This window comes from Bacillus sp. FSL M8-0350, assembly GCF_038593345.1.
Lineage (GTDB): Bacteria > Bacillota > Bacilli > Bacillales > Bacillaceae > Bacillus > Bacillus safensis.
The window spans coordinates 2,141,320-2,159,070 of record NZ_CP151985.1; the positions used below are offsets into that span (position 1 = coordinate 2,141,320).

Annotated in this window: 16 protein-coding genes, 1 other RNA gene and 1 riboswitch; of the genes, 2 read left to right on the forward strand and 15 right to left on the reverse strand. The window is 41.3% G+C overall.

The genetic code is table 11. The features are described 5' to 3' along the window. Positions 1-105: 105 nt before the first annotated feature. The 3 genes from fbpC to NSS80_RS11100 form a co-directional block, all read right to left on the reverse strand. Positions 106-213, reverse strand: a complete 108-nt coding sequence (fbpC, locus tag NSS80_RS11090) for a Fur-regulated basic protein FbpC (RefSeq protein WP_306299200.1) — start codon at positions 211-213, stop codon at positions 106-108. A gap of 64 nt (positions 214-277) precedes the next feature. Further along, complete coding sequence (locus NSS80_RS11095; RefSeq protein WP_029708080.1) at positions 278-787, reverse strand: isoprenylcysteine carboxylmethyltransferase family protein; 510 nt, start codon at positions 785-787, stop codon at positions 278-280. Next, complete coding sequence (locus NSS80_RS11100; protein WP_317221979.1) at positions 784-1,884, reverse strand: 3-oxoacyl-[acyl-carrier-protein] synthase III C-terminal domain-containing protein; 1,101 nt, start codon at positions 1,882-1,884, stop codon at positions 784-786. The genes NSS80_RS11095 and NSS80_RS11100 overlap by 4 nt, the downstream gene beginning before the upstream one ends. A 573-nt stretch (positions 1,885-2,457) precedes the next feature. Between NSS80_RS11100 and NSS80_RS11105 the strand changes: the two genes are divergently transcribed. Next, a complete protein-coding gene (locus NSS80_RS11105; RefSeq protein WP_070326559.1) occupies positions 2,458-3,312 on the forward strand; it encodes a polysaccharide deacetylase family protein in 855 nt (284 codons plus the stop codon). 184 nt (positions 3,313-3,496) lie between these two features. On the opposite strand, the gene pbuX is transcribed toward NSS80_RS11105, so the two are convergent. From pbuX to NSS80_RS11165, 12 genes are all read right to left on the reverse strand, one after another. Beyond that, positions 3,497-4,816, reverse strand: a complete 1,320-nt coding sequence (pbuX, locus tag NSS80_RS11110) for a xanthine permease PbuX (protein WP_317221978.1) — start codon at positions 4,814-4,816, stop codon at positions 3,497-3,499. Then, positions 4,813-5,397: a xanthine phosphoribosyltransferase gene (xpt, locus tag NSS80_RS11115; RefSeq protein WP_024422759.1), complete on the reverse strand. Its 585-nt coding sequence runs from the start codon at positions 5,395-5,397 to the stop codon at positions 4,813-4,815. Before xpt ends, pbuX begins: the two co-directional genes overlap by 4 nt. A gap of 118 nt (positions 5,398-5,515) precedes the next feature. Then, a riboswitch (purine riboswitch) is annotated at positions 5,516-5,615 on the reverse strand. A 136-nt stretch (positions 5,616-5,751) separates the two neighbouring features. Beyond that, a complete protein-coding gene (locus NSS80_RS11120) occupies positions 5,752-7,257 on the reverse strand; it encodes a carboxypeptidase M32 (RefSeq protein WP_024428121.1) in 1,506 nt (501 codons plus the stop codon). Positions 7,258-7,382: 125 nt separating this feature from the next. Next, positions 7,383-9,320 (reverse strand): ATP-dependent DNA helicase, encoded by a 1,938-nt coding sequence (locus NSS80_RS11125; protein ID WP_034280490.1) that lies wholly within the window; start codon positions 9,318-9,320, stop codon positions 7,383-7,385. Positions 9,321-9,395: 75 nt separating this feature from the next. Further along, positions 9,396-9,593 carry a hypothetical protein gene (locus NSS80_RS11130; RefSeq protein WP_024422762.1) on the reverse strand — a complete coding sequence of 66 codons (198 nt, stop codon included), beginning with the start codon at positions 9,591-9,593 and terminating at the stop codon, positions 9,396-9,398. Between the two features lie 105 nt (positions 9,594-9,698). Beyond that, complete coding sequence (locus tag NSS80_RS11135) at positions 9,699-10,853, reverse strand: class I SAM-dependent RNA methyltransferase (RefSeq protein ID WP_041117779.1); 1,155 nt, start codon at positions 10,851-10,853, stop codon at positions 9,699-9,701. A 108-nt stretch (positions 10,854-10,961) separates the two neighbouring features. Next, an RNA gene (gene rnpB, locus NSS80_RS11140) (RNase P RNA component class B) lies at positions 10,962-11,348 on the reverse strand. A 61-nt stretch (positions 11,349-11,409) separates the two neighbouring features. Then, a complete protein-coding gene (gene gpsB / locus NSS80_RS11145) occupies positions 11,410-11,715 on the reverse strand; it encodes a cell division regulator GpsB (protein ID WP_012010336.1) in 306 nt (101 codons plus the stop codon). 75 nt (positions 11,716-11,790) lie between these two features. After that, positions 11,791-12,333: a DUF1273 domain-containing protein gene (locus NSS80_RS11150; RefSeq protein WP_029706022.1), complete on the reverse strand. Its 543-nt coding sequence runs from the start codon at positions 12,331-12,333 to the stop codon at positions 11,791-11,793. Positions 12,334-12,381: 48 nt separating this feature from the next. Continuing rightward, positions 12,382-12,621: a CotD family spore coat protein gene (locus tag NSS80_RS11155; protein WP_073206049.1), complete on the reverse strand. Its 240-nt coding sequence runs from the start codon at positions 12,619-12,621 to the stop codon at positions 12,382-12,384. A gap of 316 nt (positions 12,622-12,937) precedes the next feature. Then, positions 12,938-14,185: a ribonuclease H-like domain-containing protein gene (locus NSS80_RS11160; RefSeq protein ID WP_041117781.1), complete on the reverse strand. Its 1,248-nt coding sequence runs from the start codon at positions 14,183-14,185 to the stop codon at positions 12,938-12,940. A 24-nt stretch (positions 14,186-14,209) separates the two neighbouring features. Then, positions 14,210-16,456: a DEAD/DEAH box helicase gene (locus NSS80_RS11165; RefSeq protein WP_041117784.1), complete on the reverse strand. Its 2,247-nt coding sequence runs from the start codon at positions 16,454-16,456 to the stop codon at positions 14,210-14,212. A 159-nt stretch (positions 16,457-16,615) separates the two neighbouring features. On the opposite strand from NSS80_RS11165, the gene NSS80_RS11170 reads away from it, so the two are divergent. After that, positions 16,616-17,734, forward strand: a complete 1,119-nt coding sequence (locus NSS80_RS11170; RefSeq protein WP_241770694.1) for an NADH-dependent flavin oxidoreductase — start codon at positions 16,616-16,618, stop codon at positions 17,732-17,734. Positions 17,735-17,751 lie beyond the last annotated feature (17 nt).

Here is a 17,751-nt window from a genome sequence, read left to right on the forward strand (position 1 = left end):
GTCAGTTATGTATGTGATACCATTTTACACAAAATGAAGAGATTTTTCTTCTGATCTGAGGAAATAAAAAAAATCTGCTTCCCGATCAGTCGCAATTGACTGCGATCAGGAAGCAGATTTTTTAGAAACACCTTTTAATACGAAGCCAATTAATAGGCTGTATACACAGACCGTACCGAGTAAGAAAACCATTGTCATGTGATCACCGTCCATCCTTCGTGATTGAGAATGCTTATCATTAATGAAAGTGTATCACAATTGATAATGATTTTCAATATTAATTTAACAAATACTGATTGAGCGCTTTCTCTTCTGTTTGAATTCTCACAGCCATCATCCATGCATTTAAACATGTGAACAAAATGGCGGTAAAATAAGCATTAAACAAAAGCGGGATCAGCAAAAGCTCAATCGCCACCACGACATAGTTAGGATGCTTTAACCAGCGATAAGGTCCTTTTTTCACCATCATCGCATTTGGTACAACTAAAATCTTTGTATTCCAATACGTCCCAAGAGAACATAATGCCCAGTATCGAATCAACTGTGCGGCCAGCAGAAAAATGAGCACCACAAGAAAATAGGGCGACGGCGGCCTGTTTAACCCCCATACCTCAACCATAAGTGAGACAAAAAAGCCCGCATGCATAGCGACCATATAAGGATAATGACTTGCACCAAATTCAATGGCACCGATCGCTTTTACTTTCTTTTCATTTCTTTTAGCCACAAGCATTTCAATAAGCCGCTGACAAACGAAGAAACCAATGACGAGCCAAATGATCATGATAAGACCTCCTCCCATTTCATGAGCAGCAGCTCTGAGGAAAAGCCCGGACCAAGCGCTCCGCAAAGACCCATATCTCCCGCTTCAGCGGATTGATGTTCAAGATAATGTTTGATCACATACAAAACTGTGGCAGAGGACATATTCCCGTGTTGTTTAAGTACTTCTTTTGATGAAAAAAGCTGATCCTCTTGTAAGTATAGACTTTCAATATAGGCATCAATCACTTTTTTTCCTCCAGGATGGGCAAGAAAAACTGATAGGTCTTCTGCCGAATACCCTTGCTGCTCTAAAAATTGATCGACTTGCTCTTTTAACCAGCCTGAAATAATGGAAGGAATGTCACGGGAGAAAATAACCCGAAAGCCGTCACTTGTAAATTCCCATCCCATCACATCCTCAGACTCTTTCATTGTGACGGATTGTGTACCAATCACTCTAGGAACTGTTTTTAGATCGGCGTATTCAGATACACCTTTTTCTCCAGTTAAGAGTACCGCTGCTGTCCCGTCTCCGAACAAAGATGTCCCGATTAAATTGCTTTTTGATTGATCTTGCGGCTGGAAAGTTAAACTGCACAGTTCACAGGCGACAACCAGCACCTTTGCTTCTGGAAATGCCCTTATGTATTCGTAAGCCCTGGACAACCCTGCCGCTCCGCCCCCGCACCCTAATCCCCAGATCGGCACTCGTTTCGTATAAGGCGAAAAAGGAAGAACATTCATCAGTTTTGCATCAAGACTTGGTGTCGAAAGTCCGGTGCTTGAAATAAAAAACAATGCATCGATCTCTTCAAACGGAATCGGTTTTTTCAGGAACGCCTTCTCATGAAGACAGTGTATGACCGCTTCTTTTGCATGAGCCAATGCTTTTTCCAAATAGAGATTGTTTTTCTCCTCAAAAGAGTGGTGCGTCTGATACCATTCAATTGGCTGCACAAACTGTCTGCTCTCGATTTCTCCGTTTTGAAAAGCTCTCAGCAGCCGGTCGATATCTTTAAACGATCGTTTAAATTGGGATCTAGCAAAATCAGCCGCCTTTTTCTGATCCACATGATGTTTTGGCAGACTCGTTCCAACAGAAAGAATGTACGCCATCGGCTTCACCTCTTTTTTCGATTAATATCCCCTATCGAAAAAAGGATATACATGCCAAAACGTCACAATTCAGTCAAAATATTTTCCTCCGGCTAACTTTTTGTCTTGACGACAATTGATAAATATTGGATAATATAGGTGAAAACATGATGTAGTTTTCCTCCTTCACAGGTTCGTTCTAAGCCAAGCGAACCTGCTTTTTTTATGCAAAAAAACACCTCTAAAAGAGAAGTGTTCAGAACGTAGACACCCCCCCTTTACTTATACAACACTTTCAAACGGAATCTCCCTTTCGCTTCGAATTAATGGTCAAATCTGCTGCTATCTTAGCGTATAAATATTAACGTTTCGATCATTATTCAGAATGATTTTATTTAAACATGAATGGATCACCTTTTTTTGCTGATCAACACAAAGTAACAACCATAAATTTCTAATTCATTTGAATTTTCTATATAAAAAGGATTTTTTCCACTATATATTTAATCAATATGAGTACCAGGAAAAACAGTGAAAAAAGAAAGAATCTACAACATGGTTCGGCTCAAAATTTAATTGACTGGAGTGATTGTAATGAAAAAGGTTTCCAAAAAAAAGACACCCTACAACACGATACTTCTCTCAAAGGTAATTGGTTTAGTGCTTCTTACACTGTTTCTCTTTTTTATCTGGGATATGTCTAAACCCCATTTGCAGGCGACCAATGGGCAAGCAAAAAATGCTGCCAGCAGTGACTTCCGTGACACAAGTATCAGTCTGAAAGCAAAAGATCAGTCTACAAGAACATTGGATACACATTTTAAGACCAATCCAAACCAACAGGCAACGAATAAAACAGTCTTTTTAACATTTGATGATGGTCCTTCTGCTACATCAAATCAGCTGTTAAATGTATTAAAAGCACATCACGTGAAGGCGACGTTCTTCATGCTTGGACCGCAAATCCAAGCACACCAATCAGCTGTGAAAAGACTTTATCAAGAAGGACATCAATTAGGTCTTCATGGCATGACGCATGATATAAACCTCTTTTATCAGAACAGCGAGTCTCCAGCAAATGAAATGATAGAAGCTCAGCGTATTCTTGCCTCTGTTACAGGCGTCTACAGCCGTCTTGTAAGAACCCCCTTTGGCAGTGTTCCAAATTTAACATATCATCAAAAAGTACGTTTAAACCAAAATGGCTTTATTTACTGGGACTGGACGATTGATAGTCTTGACTGGAGATATAAAAACGCACAATATGTTCCAGAGGTATTGAATCAATTGCAAATGTTTGAGAAAAATAAACCATGGGAACCAAAAGTTATATTAATGCATGATCAACCCTCTACCACAAACTATTTAGATAGCCTGATTATACAGCTAAAAGCAAGGGGCTATACATTTGCAGTCATTAACGAAACAATGCCGCCGGTTCAACATTAATAGTGATAATCACAAAAAGCCCGTATCCAAAAGATGCGGGCTTTCAGCTTGTAGACAAACCCTCACACGCTCCTTCCTAGGACTTCAAAGGTTTTTTATCAAGCTAAAAAGAAGACAAAGAGCTAAAATAAAAGGTCATTTTAGCTCTTTGTCCATCATCTGAACCCTTCTCCAAGAGAGGGGTTTACATAACAGATTGCTTAGGTTCTTCTGCCAGGTCATGCCCGGCTTCTTTTTTAAAAGGAATCATGTGATAAATAATATGAAGCAAAATAGCGGTAAAGCTTCCGGCCACAATGCCGTTACTTGTTAATAATTTAATCGAATCTGGCAGATGCTCAAACATTTGCGGTACGACAGTAACTCCTAAGCCGATTCCCACGGAGCAAGCGACGATCAGCAAGTTCTCCTGCTTTGCAAAGTCCACGCGCGAGAGCATTTTAATACCGTATGCAATGACCATGCCAAACATGGCAACCATTGCACCGCCAAGGACTGACTTTGGAATAATCGTCGTAAAGGCAGCGATCTTAGGAAAAAGACCAAATAACATGAGCAATGCTCCTGTGACGACAATGACTTGGTTTTTCTTGACTCCTGTTAACTGGATCAATCCAACGTTTTGCGAGTAGGCTGTGTATGGAAAAGCATTAAAGATTCCGCCTAATAACACAGCAATCCCCTCTGCCCGATAGCCTTTAGCCAAATCCATCTCTTTTAATGACCGGTTTGTTAAATCACCTAATGCGAAATAAACGCCTGTTGATTCAACTAATGACACAATCGCAACTAACGTCATGGTCATGATCGGTGCAAATTCAAAGGTCGGCATGCCAAAATAAAATGGCTCAATCATGCGGAAAACCTGGGCTTTTGCCACCTCAGCTGTCTCCACTTTCCCCATAAACGCAGCAGCTGCTGTCCCAAGAAGAATACCGATTAAAATGGCGATCGCCTTCATAAACCCTTTCGTGAACCGATAGAGCAGTACAATGATAAACAGCACAAGGAAAGCGAGCCCTAGATTTTCAAAAGAACCATAATCCGCACTTCCTTCTCCTCCTGCCATATTATTCATCGCTACAGGAATGAGGGTGATACCAATAATAGTGACGACAGAACCTGTGACAACAGGCGGGAAAAATTTCACAAGCTTCCCAAAGAAAAAAGAAAGAAGAATGACAATACATCCAGAAGCGATAATACTTCCATAGATAGACGAAATGCCATACTTAGAGCCAATCGCAATCATCGGCGAAACCGCAGTAAATGTACAGCCTAATACAACAGGCAGACCGATCCCAAAGAAGCGGTTTTTCCATACTTGAAGCAATGTGGCAGCCCCGCACATGAAAATATCCGCAGAGATTAAGTAAGTCAGCTGTGCAGGCGTGAGCCCGAGCGCATCTCCAACAATGAGCGGTACAAGAACAGCACCTGCATACATTGCCAGTACATGCTGAATACCCAGTGAGAGCGTTTTGACTTTTTTAGCGGTACTCATGATTGTACCTCCCGTACAAACGTGACTTTCCCTTCCTCAAGTGATTCAATACGTGCGAGGGACTCAACGCGGTAGCCCATTTGCACAAGCGCATTTCTTCCAGGCTGGAATGATTTTTCGATGACAATGCCAAATCCGGCTACTTTTGCCTTCGCCTGCTTTGCAATCGCAGCAAGTCCTTTCGCAGCTTCACCATTCGCTAAAAAGTCATCGATGATTAACACACAATCATTTTCACTAAGATGCGTATTTGAGACAGCAATCGTGCTTTCTACTTTTTTCGTAAAAGAGTACACACTGGCTGTTAACAGGTTATCCGTTAATGTGAGTGATTGACGTTTTCTTGCAAACACAACAGGTACTTGAAGAGCAAGCCCAGCCATCACAGCAGGTGCGATGCCAGAAGATTCGATTGTGATGATTTTTGTAATGCCATCGTGCTTAAATAATCTAGCAAACTCTTGCCCGATCTCATGCATTAACACAGGATCAATTTGGTGATTTAAAAAAGCATCTACTTTTAACACTTGATTTGACAGAACGATTCCTTCGTTCTCAATTTTTTGACGTAACAATTCCATCATTCTTCCCCCTAGCATAATTGGCAAACATTCAATTTTTGGCATAAAAAAAGCATTGCTGTCCATGAGGAGCAAGCAATGCGAAAACGATCAACGGATCTTCAGCTCAAACAAGAGCTGTTTCATTTTGCTCACTCATAGTCGGACCGTATCGGTGTCCGGTAGAAACTTGCGTGCCATCATCACGCGATTATATGAGTGTTATAGTGTTCAAATTATAACAAGATTTCAGACGCTTGGAAAGCACTTTTCTAGAAAAATACCGAACTTAAATAATAGATCAGAACAAAATGTTCGTTTTTAGAATATTCAAGCATCAAAAAAGCACCCCTCTCATGAAAGGGTGCCCTTCTTTTATGATAAATACAGTTTTGTATATTTATCTGTTAAGTAGTCGATTAAATATTGAACATTTAATTCTTCGCCTGTTGCATCTTGAATGATTTCAGATGGCTTTTTCCGTTTTCCATGCTGGTGAACATGTTCCGTCAGCCATTCTTTTATCGGTGCAAAAGAACCATTTTGAATAAGCTCATCAAAATTTGGTAAATCTTTGATCATTTGCTGCTTTAATTGCGCTGCATACATATAACCAAGGGCATATGAAGGGAAATAGCCAAAGCTTCCATCAGACCAGTGAACATCCTGCAAGATACCGAGTGCATCATTAGGAGGCGTAATGCCAAGATACGCTTGATATTTTTCATTCCAAAGTGCAGGCAGATCTTCAACTGCTACTTCTTCATTGAAAATCGCTTTCTCAATTTCATAGCGGATGATAATGTGAAGCGGATACGTCAGTTCATCGGCTTCAATTCGAATGTAAGTCGGCTTCGATTCATTCACTGCATGCACAAAGTCTTCTAAAGAAACATCTTTAAATTGCTCAGGAGAAGCTTCTTGCAGCTTTTGATAATACGTTTTCCAGAAATCTTCGTGTCTGCCGATAAAGTTCTCAAAGAAAAGAGACTGTGATTCATGGATTCCCATCGAAGTCCCATCACATAAAAGTGTTCCGCTCAGTGCTTCATCAATGTTTTGCTCATAGATCGCATGACCACATTCATGAATCGTTCCAAAGATCGCCATTCGAAAATCATGCTCATCATAACGGGTCGTCACACGTACATCGCCTCTGCTTAACGTTACAGCAAATGGATGAACTGTTGTATCCAGGCGGCCTGCGTCAAAGTCATATCCTAATTCTTTTAAGAAAAAGAGACTCAATTCCTTTTGTTTATCGATTGGGAAGCTTTTCGATAAAAATGAAGTATCCGGCTTATTAGGTGAGGCTTCGATTTTTTTCACAAGAGGAACAATAGCGTCACGAAGTGCACCAAACTTTTGATCAAGCTGTTCAACCGTCATATCTGGCTCATAGTTATTGAGCAGCACATCATAAGGCGTTTTTTTCACGCCCCAATATTGGATGAAACGCTTGTTAAAGTCAATAAGCTGTTTTAAGTATGGTGCAAAGAGTGAAAAGTCTGATTTCTCCCTTGCTTCTACCCAAACATGCTCCGCTTTTGATTGTAAAATCGAGTATTCTTTAAATTCTTCTTTCGGAATTTTACTGTTTTCATCATACTCTTTTTGTGATAATTCGAGCGCCTTCTGTGTATCTTTTGACAGCTCATCTCGATGTTTGTTTAATGCGTGAAGAAGATCTCTCATTTCGTCAGAAGTCTTCATATTAAAAATATCACTTGATAATTGACCGATCGTTTCAGCTCTAAAATCCGCACTTTTTTTAGGTGCTTGTGTTCTAGAGTCCCAATAAAGTAAATGGAGCGCCTCTGTATAATGGGCGATTTTCCCTAGTAATTGATAAAACGCTTTCTCAGTTGCTTCAAGACTCATGCGTTTGTTCCCCCAATCAATAAAATATGTATGTACGTTTCAAGGCTACTTCAATGAATGTTCTTTTGTCAATGAAAAAGGAGGATACACCGTGGTATCCTCCTCATTTGCAAGTTTTCAGCTATTTAAGATGTGATGATGGGCTTCACTGGCAGGACGGATTCAATTTTACTTTGAAGCTTAGTATCTTCTTTACGATCAAAGTAAATATGAATGCTTCCTGCGTCTTGGCTTGTCCGGATCAGTCTTCCGATACCTTGGCGTAAGCGAAGCAGCATATACGGAAGGTCAACTTCAGCATGTGCATCCTTTGCTTCATTCCGTTTCGCTTCAAATACCGGATCATGCGGCGGATAAGGAAGTCCCCAGATGATCACATTCGTTAATGATTGACCTGGAATATCAAGCCCTTCCCACAGATGAACAGAGCATAACACGGATGTTTCATCTGCTTGGAACTTTTGAACAATCGTGCTGATTTCCTCGTCTCCCTCAAAATATACGTCAAACGGCAGTGATTCATTTGCTGCTTCAAGCTGTTTTCTAAAGAAATGGAGTTCGTCAAATGAAGGGAAGAGAATCAGAGATCGTCCTCCATTTTCTTTCAGCTGAGTGATCACTTGCTGTGCTTTTGCCTCTTGCTCAGCGAGCTGCTGAATTCCATGGAAATAAATCTTCATTTGTTCATCGTAATCATACGGCGAAGCGACACTCATTGATAAGTAATCTTTAATCCCAAGACTTTCAGCTAAATAATCAAAGGATTGATTCTCAGACAATGTAGCGGAAGAGAAAATATATGGTCTTTTTTGCGAGAATACTTTTTCGCCAAGCACCTCTGCAACCGTCTTTGGCATCACAACAAATGTTGTATCTAATTCCTGTTTTTCCAGCCAGCTAATGGCATTTTTTTGATAAAGTGATAAAGAATACGCCATTTGTTCAATGTATTCTTCCACAACAGATAATTCGTATTGATCGATCGTATACATCTCAGATTCAAACACGAGCGCTTCTCCGATTTTTTCAAGCAAGTCACACAATTCACTTGCAGAACGCTTCACCTCATCGACACGCCCAATTTCAAGCCGGTGCGAGCCTTTGACTTCTTTGGCATGTGTTTTTAAGAGATAAAAGAACTCATCGTTTGTTGCAAGTGCATCTTCAACAAGCTCTGCAAATTCTTCGCGTATGTCGTTTTGCAAAAGACGTTCCAAAAATGTTTCGAGCGTTGATTGCTTCACTCGGTACGTTAACGCTTTTTGTGCGGCAAACTCGAGAAGATGTCCCTCATCAAATACGACGGAGCTATGCTCAGGAAGCAGCGGAAGCTGGCCCTCACGTTTCCGGGATTCCTTCGTCCACACATGCTCCATGTAAAAATCATGTGAACAGATGATGAGATCTGTCGCTTTCCGGTAATGATCTCTTGATAAATTCAAACCACAGCGATGACGCATATCGCACGTCAGACAGTCCTGAAACGAGTCATAGCCAATTCGTGACCATTCATCATTTGATAACTCCGGATACTCTTTTCGATCGCCATACGGATAAAAGGTTTGCATGCCATGTGATTCATGAACAAATGAAGGCAGTGATTCATAAATATCGAGCCACTTTTCATCATCTTCACGCTGCATCGTTTTCTCCAGCTTTTTTAAGCATAAATATTGATCATGCGATTTACTTAATCTCGCATCTATTTGAATATCAAGGTGATTGGCAATTTTATAGATATCACCTTCTTGTTTAACGAGCTGTTCAATTAACGTTTCGTCTGCACATGCAATAATCGCAGGCTTCCCTGTATACCTTGCATATGTGACGGCAAATAATAGATAGACGATAGTTTTGCCTGTGCCTACCCCAGCTTCGGCAAACATCACACTTTTTTCTTTAAAGGCTCTTTCTAGTTGAAAAGCCATAAATATTTGTTCATCTCGAAGATCAAAGCCCTTTTCTGGCAAAATGTCATAAAACACATCACCAATCCAGTTGCCCAGTTCTTCGTAAAAATTGTGTTCTTTTGATAATGAAAAAGGCAAACGAGATGCTGTCACCTGCTTCAACCCCCAACTTTTGAATCATTCAGACATTCAATAGTACCATTTACGCTGGGGAAAAACAATCTTTTTTTATGAGCGCAGGCGATGCTGATAGCTTTCCTTCATTAAAAATGCATGCTCAGAACGTTCTATGTATGCCTGAGCCAGCGCCAAATCTTCAATGGCTGCCGTAAGCTGAGCAGATTGTCCACCTTCATGCCCTTCAATTTCTTGAGCAGTCGAAGCGAGTGCTTTTTGGATTAACTGAATTTGATCATAATGAATCATGAAGACACCTCTTTTTTTAAAATCAAGTTCAGTTTATTCCGTCTTGCTGAGAGTTATACCTTTTCAGCATAAAAAAGCCGCACCTTCTTTCGGTGCGGCTCTTTATTACGATTCAGTTGGTTGCTTTCTAGGCGGGCGTTGTCCCCAATATTGATAATAGTCTGTTTTGATAAATCCGTTAAACAGTTTTCTCTTTTTCGTCGCTTTTCTTCCGAAGCACTCTTCGAATTTTTCGTGTGACGTTAAGATGTAAATGGACCATGTATCTAGGTTCTTAAACGCTTCACCCATTCCTTGATACATTTTTTCAACTGCTGGTTTATCACTCAGTCGTTCACCATAAGGAGGATTTCCGACAATCACACCGTACTCTTCTTTTGTTTGAAAGTCTTTTACTTGCATTTGTTTAAACTCAATCAGTTCACTCAATCCTGCTTCTTCTGCATTCATTTTTGCGATATCTACCATACGATGGTCGATGTCACTTGCAATAATGCGGAGCGGCTGATCATAGTTTGCTTTTTCTTCTACTTCCACACGCGCTTTGTTCCATACGTCTTCACCGATCCATTCCCATGATTCAGACGCAAAATCCCGGTTAAATCCTGGAGCAATGTTTTGTCCTATCATCGCTGCTTCAATGGCGATTGTTCCTGATCCGCAGAAAGGATCCACAAACGGACGGTCAGGTGTCCAGTTCGTTAATAAGACGAGCGCAGCAGCAAGCGTTTCTTTAATAGGTGCTCCGCCTTGATCCATGCGGTATCCGCGTTTATGAAGACCTACACCAGATGTATCAAGCGTAAGAACCGCTTTATCTTTTAAAAGAGCGATCTCGATTTTATATTCAGGTCCCGTCTCTTCAAGCCATTCAGACTGAATGTTGTAGGAGGATTTAAGCTTTTGCGCAATGGCTTTTTTGACGATGCGCTGGCAGTCCGGCACACTGGCAAGCTGAGATTTAACAGATTTCCCGATGACAGGAAACGTACTGTTTTTTGGTAAAAAAGCGGCCCAGTCAATCGCTTTCGTCCGTTCAAAAAGCTCATCAAATGTTTTTGCCGAAAATTCAGCAACTTGTACCTTGATCCGGTCTGCTGTACGCAGCCAAAGGTTTGCACGGCAAATCGCAAGAGCATCCCCCTTGAAAATCACTTTTCCGTTGTCGACTGTGCACTCATAGCCAAGGTCTCTTACTTCTTTTGCAACAATTGCTTCAATTCCCATTGGAGCTGTTGCGATGAGTGTATAGGTTTTCATTGATTTATCACCTGTTTTCTCGTCCTTTTATGTATTCAAGATAAAAGCTCTCCATATGTTGAAATAGGAGAGCTTTGTTTCATCATGTTTATTATAACGGATATAACGTTCTGTAAGCCATGTTTTGTTCCATCGTACTGCAAACGGCAAATGCCTCGTACTCAGGTGGTAATCATCTATCTACAGAATTCTCTGTCCTTCTCTCCGTTTGGTTCCTTTGAGAAAGTTCCCCTACCAAGTTTGGGTTTCTCGCTCGAGGGGTTTACCGCGTTCCACTCTCACCATTTCTAGTGAGACTTCGTCACTGTGGCACTTTCAAGGATACTTTGCCATATCCTAAAAAGGACGTAGGCATTTTTCCTGCCGTCAGCCTTTCCCAGGCTGCCCTGGCTTATTTTTTCGCCAGGCACGAACACTACGGGCATCTCAGCACCGTGCGAGCATGGACTTTCCTCTGCAATGCCCTAAATAGCATTACAGCGATTACCCGAACGTTAATCAATAAGCGTTATTATAAACGACAATGACATCTGACACAAGCTTTTTTCAGCAAGACTCAATCATAAAGTTTGCTGCCGAAAACGTGTTTCTCAAGGTTCGATAGTCTTTTTAAAATATCAAAGTTTGTTGTATTAGACTGTGCAGGCTGTCTTTTCCCTTGTTCAACAGCTTCTTCAAGCTGTTTTGACAAGTGGAGGTTTTCTTGTTGAAGTTTTTCGATTTCTTGGTTGAATGTCTCATAGTCTTTAATGACCATATCTAAAAATTTATCGACTTCTTCTTGTTTGTACCCTCTGACACCTGTTTTAAATTCTTTTTCTAAAATTTCTTTCGCAGAAAGCTTTACTTTATCAGCAAGCATCTTTTTCACCTCATATCGTGAATTCATAGTATATTTTTTCAGAAATAAGTGACGTTGTCAAATTTTCTCTTGCTTTTAATCAAAAAACGGATCTTCCGCCTCAACCTGCGCTCTTAGATCATCCATCGTGATGTACATAATCGGGTAATCGGTATAGGCTTCCGCCTCCCTGATCATATACTTCGGCGATCCCTCATGCTCGGGATCATATAAGACGAGAAGACCATCTGTTTTTTCAATAAAAAAGCGGTTCTTTTGTTTAAATTGTGCCGGACTTTCGTACGGTCTATGCGTGACACTTTCTACAAAATCGGCCTGTGCGAGAATTCCTTCATACAACTCTTTGTTTTGTTCATTCCAGCGCTCTTCCTGTTCATAAAATGGCGTAATGACTGCAAGTTTTAACGCTGGATATTCCTCCTGAAGCTCAAACACCACTTCGGCTGTCCAAATTTCTGCCCCAAGCTGGCCTGATATGAGAACCCATTCCAGACCTTCTTCGATAAGGGCTGTCAGCCTTTTTTGAAGCTCCGCTTTTATGTATTGAAGTGCAGGCTCGTCTTGTTTGAATATCCCAAGCTCAAAGGGCTTGTACCCTGTGACAGCAATAATTTTCATTTTTTCACCTGCTTTTAAAAAATGGGACTTATAAAAGTCCCATTCACTTTATCTGTTACAGCAAGGTCCACCGCAGTTAAAGTGTTGATGTGTTGTCGGGTCCACCTGAGAAAACGTATGCGGGAAGTAGTGAACATGTTTGAAATTATGGTGGTGAACATTTGTCACATGCTGCGGGTGGATATGCGGCACAATTGTTGTTGACTCGCTGTGTGTACAGCAATGATTCGTCGGATGAACAATTGGCTGTGTAACATTCGGATGGCAATGATGGTGATGATGGTACATGTAGCATTCCCCTCTCCTTTATTTTCTTACATTAACAATGTATGAATTAAGAGGTGTACATGTACTAATGCATTAACCTATTTTAAAAGTTGGCAAGAAAAATATCTTTATAGTTTGAAAACACAAAAGCGACCACAATGACCACAAGAAAAAACAAGTAGAAAAGACCCTTATACATGCTATACGCTCCTCATTCAATATCTAACGTTATTTTACAGGATTCGCGGACTTTCTACAATAAAAGTGCTAAACAATTTTTATTTTCGGCCGAGAGCCGAACGTTGTCATTTTTTGCGCTTTCCCGGGTAATATTATTTCATTGCCCAGCTTTTCTCAATAGCCGTTTTTTTCGTTTCTCAAGCTCTTTCGTGTCTCGCTCGCTTAACGATGAGAAAGATAATAAAGATTCCGTGATGGAAAGAGCTGACCTTGCATCTTTTTGGCGATGCTCTTTACACTTCGCAAGCTCTATACCCGCTTTTAATGCTAAATGGACATCACTTGATTCAAATAATGTTTCCCAAATTCGAACTGCTTCATCCCACTCGTTTAGCCGTTTATATTGTAAGGAGAGATCAAAAGCCGCCTGATTGGCATGTTCAAAATCAGCACCTGTTAATTCCCGCAAATGCTTCGTAGCTTCCTGTACATCACGATGCGCAAGATGCCACCTAGCCAGTGCGTATTTCTCATCATGCTCCTTTATCGCATCCATAGATAGAATTTTTTTAGATAGATGAATGTAGAGGCTAATTAACGAAAGGACGTCTAATTCATTATGAGTCAAAATCCCTTCAATGAGCTTCGGATTTTGTTCCTTTAAAAAGTGAAAATAGATCATCGGTGCCAAAAAACCCGGTGTGTCTCCTTCCCGGTGAACGTGCAGCTCTTCTTTTTCAACCACAGACAGCGCCATTCGTTCATATTTATGCTTCCACAACCGTCTTGACCCATGCAGAAGATCAAAGTGGCCAAACTCTGGAAGCGCAGGGATTTGATCTCGCAACAAAGTATGTCTCGTTTTCACTTGCGGCCAATCGAATGATTTTCCATTATATGTAACGAGTGATTCTACGTTCACTTCATCGAGAAAGCTTTTATAAAGAGCCGCTTCATTTCCCGGATTTGTGAGCAGGTGCTGTTTCACCACTACTTTGTCAGCAAAGACCCGCGCATGTCCTAGCAAGAAGATCATATTTCCCGTTCCGCCAGATAATCCAGTTGTTTCTGTATCAAAGAAAAACAGTTCATGCGGCTTGTAACCTTTAGCCGATAGAGAATGCTGGATGCTGCTTTTGTTCCATGCCTCGATGATCTTTGGCAGTTCCGCAAACGAGTAGAGTCCATGCTTATCATCTAATGAATAGGTGACTTCTCGAATGAGACAAAAAGAATCCTCAAAGTGATAAGGAGCTGCACCCAATTGCTCCCACTCCTTTAAAAATGGAATGTTTTCGGCCGTCACAGGCTGAGGTTGTCCTTCCACTGCTTTTTGCCGTTTTTCGTTTGGCTGGTTGTGCGATAGGTGCTTCTTCATTCGATTTAATTTCCCTTTTAAAGACATGAGTAGGTATCTTCCTCCTTCCCCTTAAAATACAGACATCAATTCAACAATGCTGCTTTTTCCGCTCACCTCTTTCATTTCCATGCCAATGCAGGATGGACAGCCGTTCTCACAGCGGCACCGCTCTATCAGCTGAATGGCTGCACCTGCTATTTCATCGAAACGAGCTTGGACTTCTTTGCTTAAACCGATTCCGCCAGGGTAGTGGTCATATAAAAAGACTGTCGGTTTACCGGTATGTGCCGCTTTAATTTGTGAAACAACATGAATATCTGAGCGGTCACACATCACAAAAGCAGGTACAATGTGCTGAAGAACATTTGCGATGCCAAGCAGCAGCTGTTCAAGTGTCTTCTCTTCAAATCTCCGCTCTGCCTCGTGTAATTCAAACCAAGCCGCACTCGTATGAATTTCTTCTTCCGGTAAGTGAATCGGTCCAGACCCGATATTTTCACCAGTACTGAGCCGGATTTTTTTGAAAATTGTTGGCATTGCATTGACAGTCACATCACCGTAGTGAACAGATACTGCTTCTTTCTCTGTTGTCTGATCGATTTCCAGTACCTTGAGCTGAACAGCTAAATTCGCATCTGTATAGTATTCTACATCTACTTGTTTCACATAAGCCTTCAAATGCTCGTAATCTAGCTTTTCTACTTGATACTGAACCCCTTCATGTAAATAAATCGCCTCATCATGAAGCAGTGTCATTGCACTGAATCGATCCATCTCTCCAATAATCCGAACATTCGCTACGTCGGATTGATCCACAATCACCACATTTTCTTGGCTTGCAGACCGCAGGCTGATGCCATGCGCTGGGAACGATTGATCTGACCAATAATACCGGTTCCCGCTAAAATGAAGAACCCCTTCCTCATGCAAGTATTGCAAAATGTCCTCTACTTCCATGCCGCCAAACTGTTCATCCGTCCGAAATGGCAGCTCGTAGGAAGCACATTTTAGATGATCCACTAAAATAATGAGATTTTCAGGATTGATTCTGGCTGCTTCAGGCGGTCTATTAAAGAAATATTCAGGGTGTCGGACAATATATTGATCAAGGGGTGAGGAACTTGCCACCATGATAATGAGCGCCTCCTCATGACGCCTTCCAGCACGTCCTGCCTGCTGCCATGTACTTGCTACACTGCCAGGATACCCCGTCATAATGCATACCTTTAGCTGACCTATATCTACCCCTAATTCTAGTGCGTTCGTGCTCACGACACCTAGAATGTCTCCTTCTCTTAACCCCTTTTCAATCACGCGCCGCTCTTTTGGCAAATAGCCTCCGCGATACCCGCGAATCGATTTTGGACCGATTTCTTTTTTCACAAGCTCTTGAATATGACTTAAAATCACTTCTACTCGTACTCTGCTTCTAGCAAAAACGATCGTTTGAATTTTTTCTTTTAAAAATGTTTTAGCCAATTGGTTGACGACAGTGGCAGCGCTTTGTCTAATATTTAATGGTTTATTCACCACTGGCGGGTTATAAAACACAAAATTCTTTTTACCGCTAGGCGCTCCGTTTCGTTCAATAAGATGCACTTTGCTCCCTGTGAGCTGCTGCGCCAGCTCTTTTGGATTTGCAATCGTTGCGGAAGTACAAATGAAAATTGGATCACTTCCATAAAATGCACAAATTCGTTTTAACCTGCGAATCACATTAGCCACATGACTGCCAAAAACGCCTCGATATGTATGAAGCTCATCAATGACAATATACTTCAAATTCTCAAATAAACTGACCCATTTCGTATGATGAGGCAAAATAGCTGAATGCAGCATATCTGGGTTTGTGATGACAATATGTCCTGCTTGTCTGACTCGCTGCCGAATAGCCGGGGAGGTGTCCCCGTCATATGTTTCACTATGAATCGGAACATCCATCTCGTGGATGATCTCGTTAAGTTCACTCTTTTGATCCTGTGCGAGCGCTTTTGTTGGAAATAAATAAAGAGAGCGGTTTGTCTGGTCTTCTGCAATCGACTGAAGAACAGGCAGATTGTAGCAAAGCGTTTTACCTGAAGCTGTTGGTGTAACCGTTACTACATGCTCACCATTCATTACTCGTTCAAAGGCTTCTTTTTGATGAATATACAGCTCTTTCACGCCTCGTTTTTCAAGCGCCTTTTTTAGCCTGTTGTCCACTCTTTCAGGAACGGGTGAGGTCTGTGCAGGCTTTGCTTCAATTTCATGCCAATGTTCTACCTGTTCGTCTTTCTTTAATTCTTCTATCAGTTCGTTCATTGTTTTCTTTTTCATATTGCGTCCACCTCTCATTCTAGTGTACCGAATATTTGTTTGCATGACTAGGCGGCAATTTTTTGATGCGGACTTATGAGCAAATACTTTGAACTGTTGTAACAGTATCTATTACACTTCTAAAGTGAAATGATTTTATCAAGGAAGAAGATGATCAGATTGAAAAACGAATTTAAGCCTTTATTTGAACCATTTACGTTTCCAGGAGGCGCCTCTATTGATGGCCGGTTAGTGGTTGCTCCAATGACACACTTCGGTTCTCATGACGACGGCACCATTTCAAAAGACGAAATTGACTTCATTACAGCTAGATCAAGTGAAATGGGTATGGTGATTACAGCATGTGCGAATGTGACTCCAGATGGGAAGGCATTTGAAGGACAGCCTTCTATCGCAAGAGATGAAGATATCCCTGGCCTGAAAAAACTGGCTTCAGCTATCCAGGCAAAAGGAACAAAAGCCATTATTCAAATTCATCACGGCGGCTCTCAGGCTCTCCCTCATTTAGTTCCAAACGCTGATGTGGTTGCGCCAAGTGATGTGTTTAAAGATGGAAAACAAATTGCACGCGCTTTAAAAGAAGAGGAAATTACGCAAATTATCGACTCCTTTAAAGAAGCAGCAAGACGAGCGGTTCAAGCAGGGTTTGACGGCGTGGAAATTCACGGGGCAAACGGTTATTTATTACAGCAATTTTACTCACCGCATAGCAATCAGCGTACAGATCAATGGGGAGGAAACGAAGAAAAACGTCTAGCTTTCCCTATTGCTGTTGTAGATGCAGTTAAAGAGGCCATCAAAGAGCATGCGGCTAAACCGTTTATCTTTGGATACCGGTTATCTCCTGAAGAGCCAGAAACTCCTGGTTTAACAATGACAGAGACGTTTACATTAGTGGATGTTCTCAAAACAAAAAGCCTCGATTATTTGCATATCTCTTTAATGGAGATTGGCTCTAAAGCAAGACGAGGCGCAGATTCTAATAAGACACGTATGGAACTGCTAAAAGAACGCTGCGGCGATGCTCTTCCGCTTATTGGAGTAGGCAGCGTCATTACAGCTGAAGATGCACTCCATGCTTACAATCAAGGAATTCCTCTCATCGCTGTCGCACGAGAGCTGATCGTCGACCCAGATTGGGCAAAGAAAATTAAAGAAGGCAGAGAACAAGAGATTGAAACCGTCATTAAACGCAGCCAAAAAGACAAGTATCTTATTCCAGAAGGATTGTGGTCTGTCATGGAAGCGAGTCAAGGCTGGGTTCCAATGGAGGATTAATGTTCTCATCTCAATAA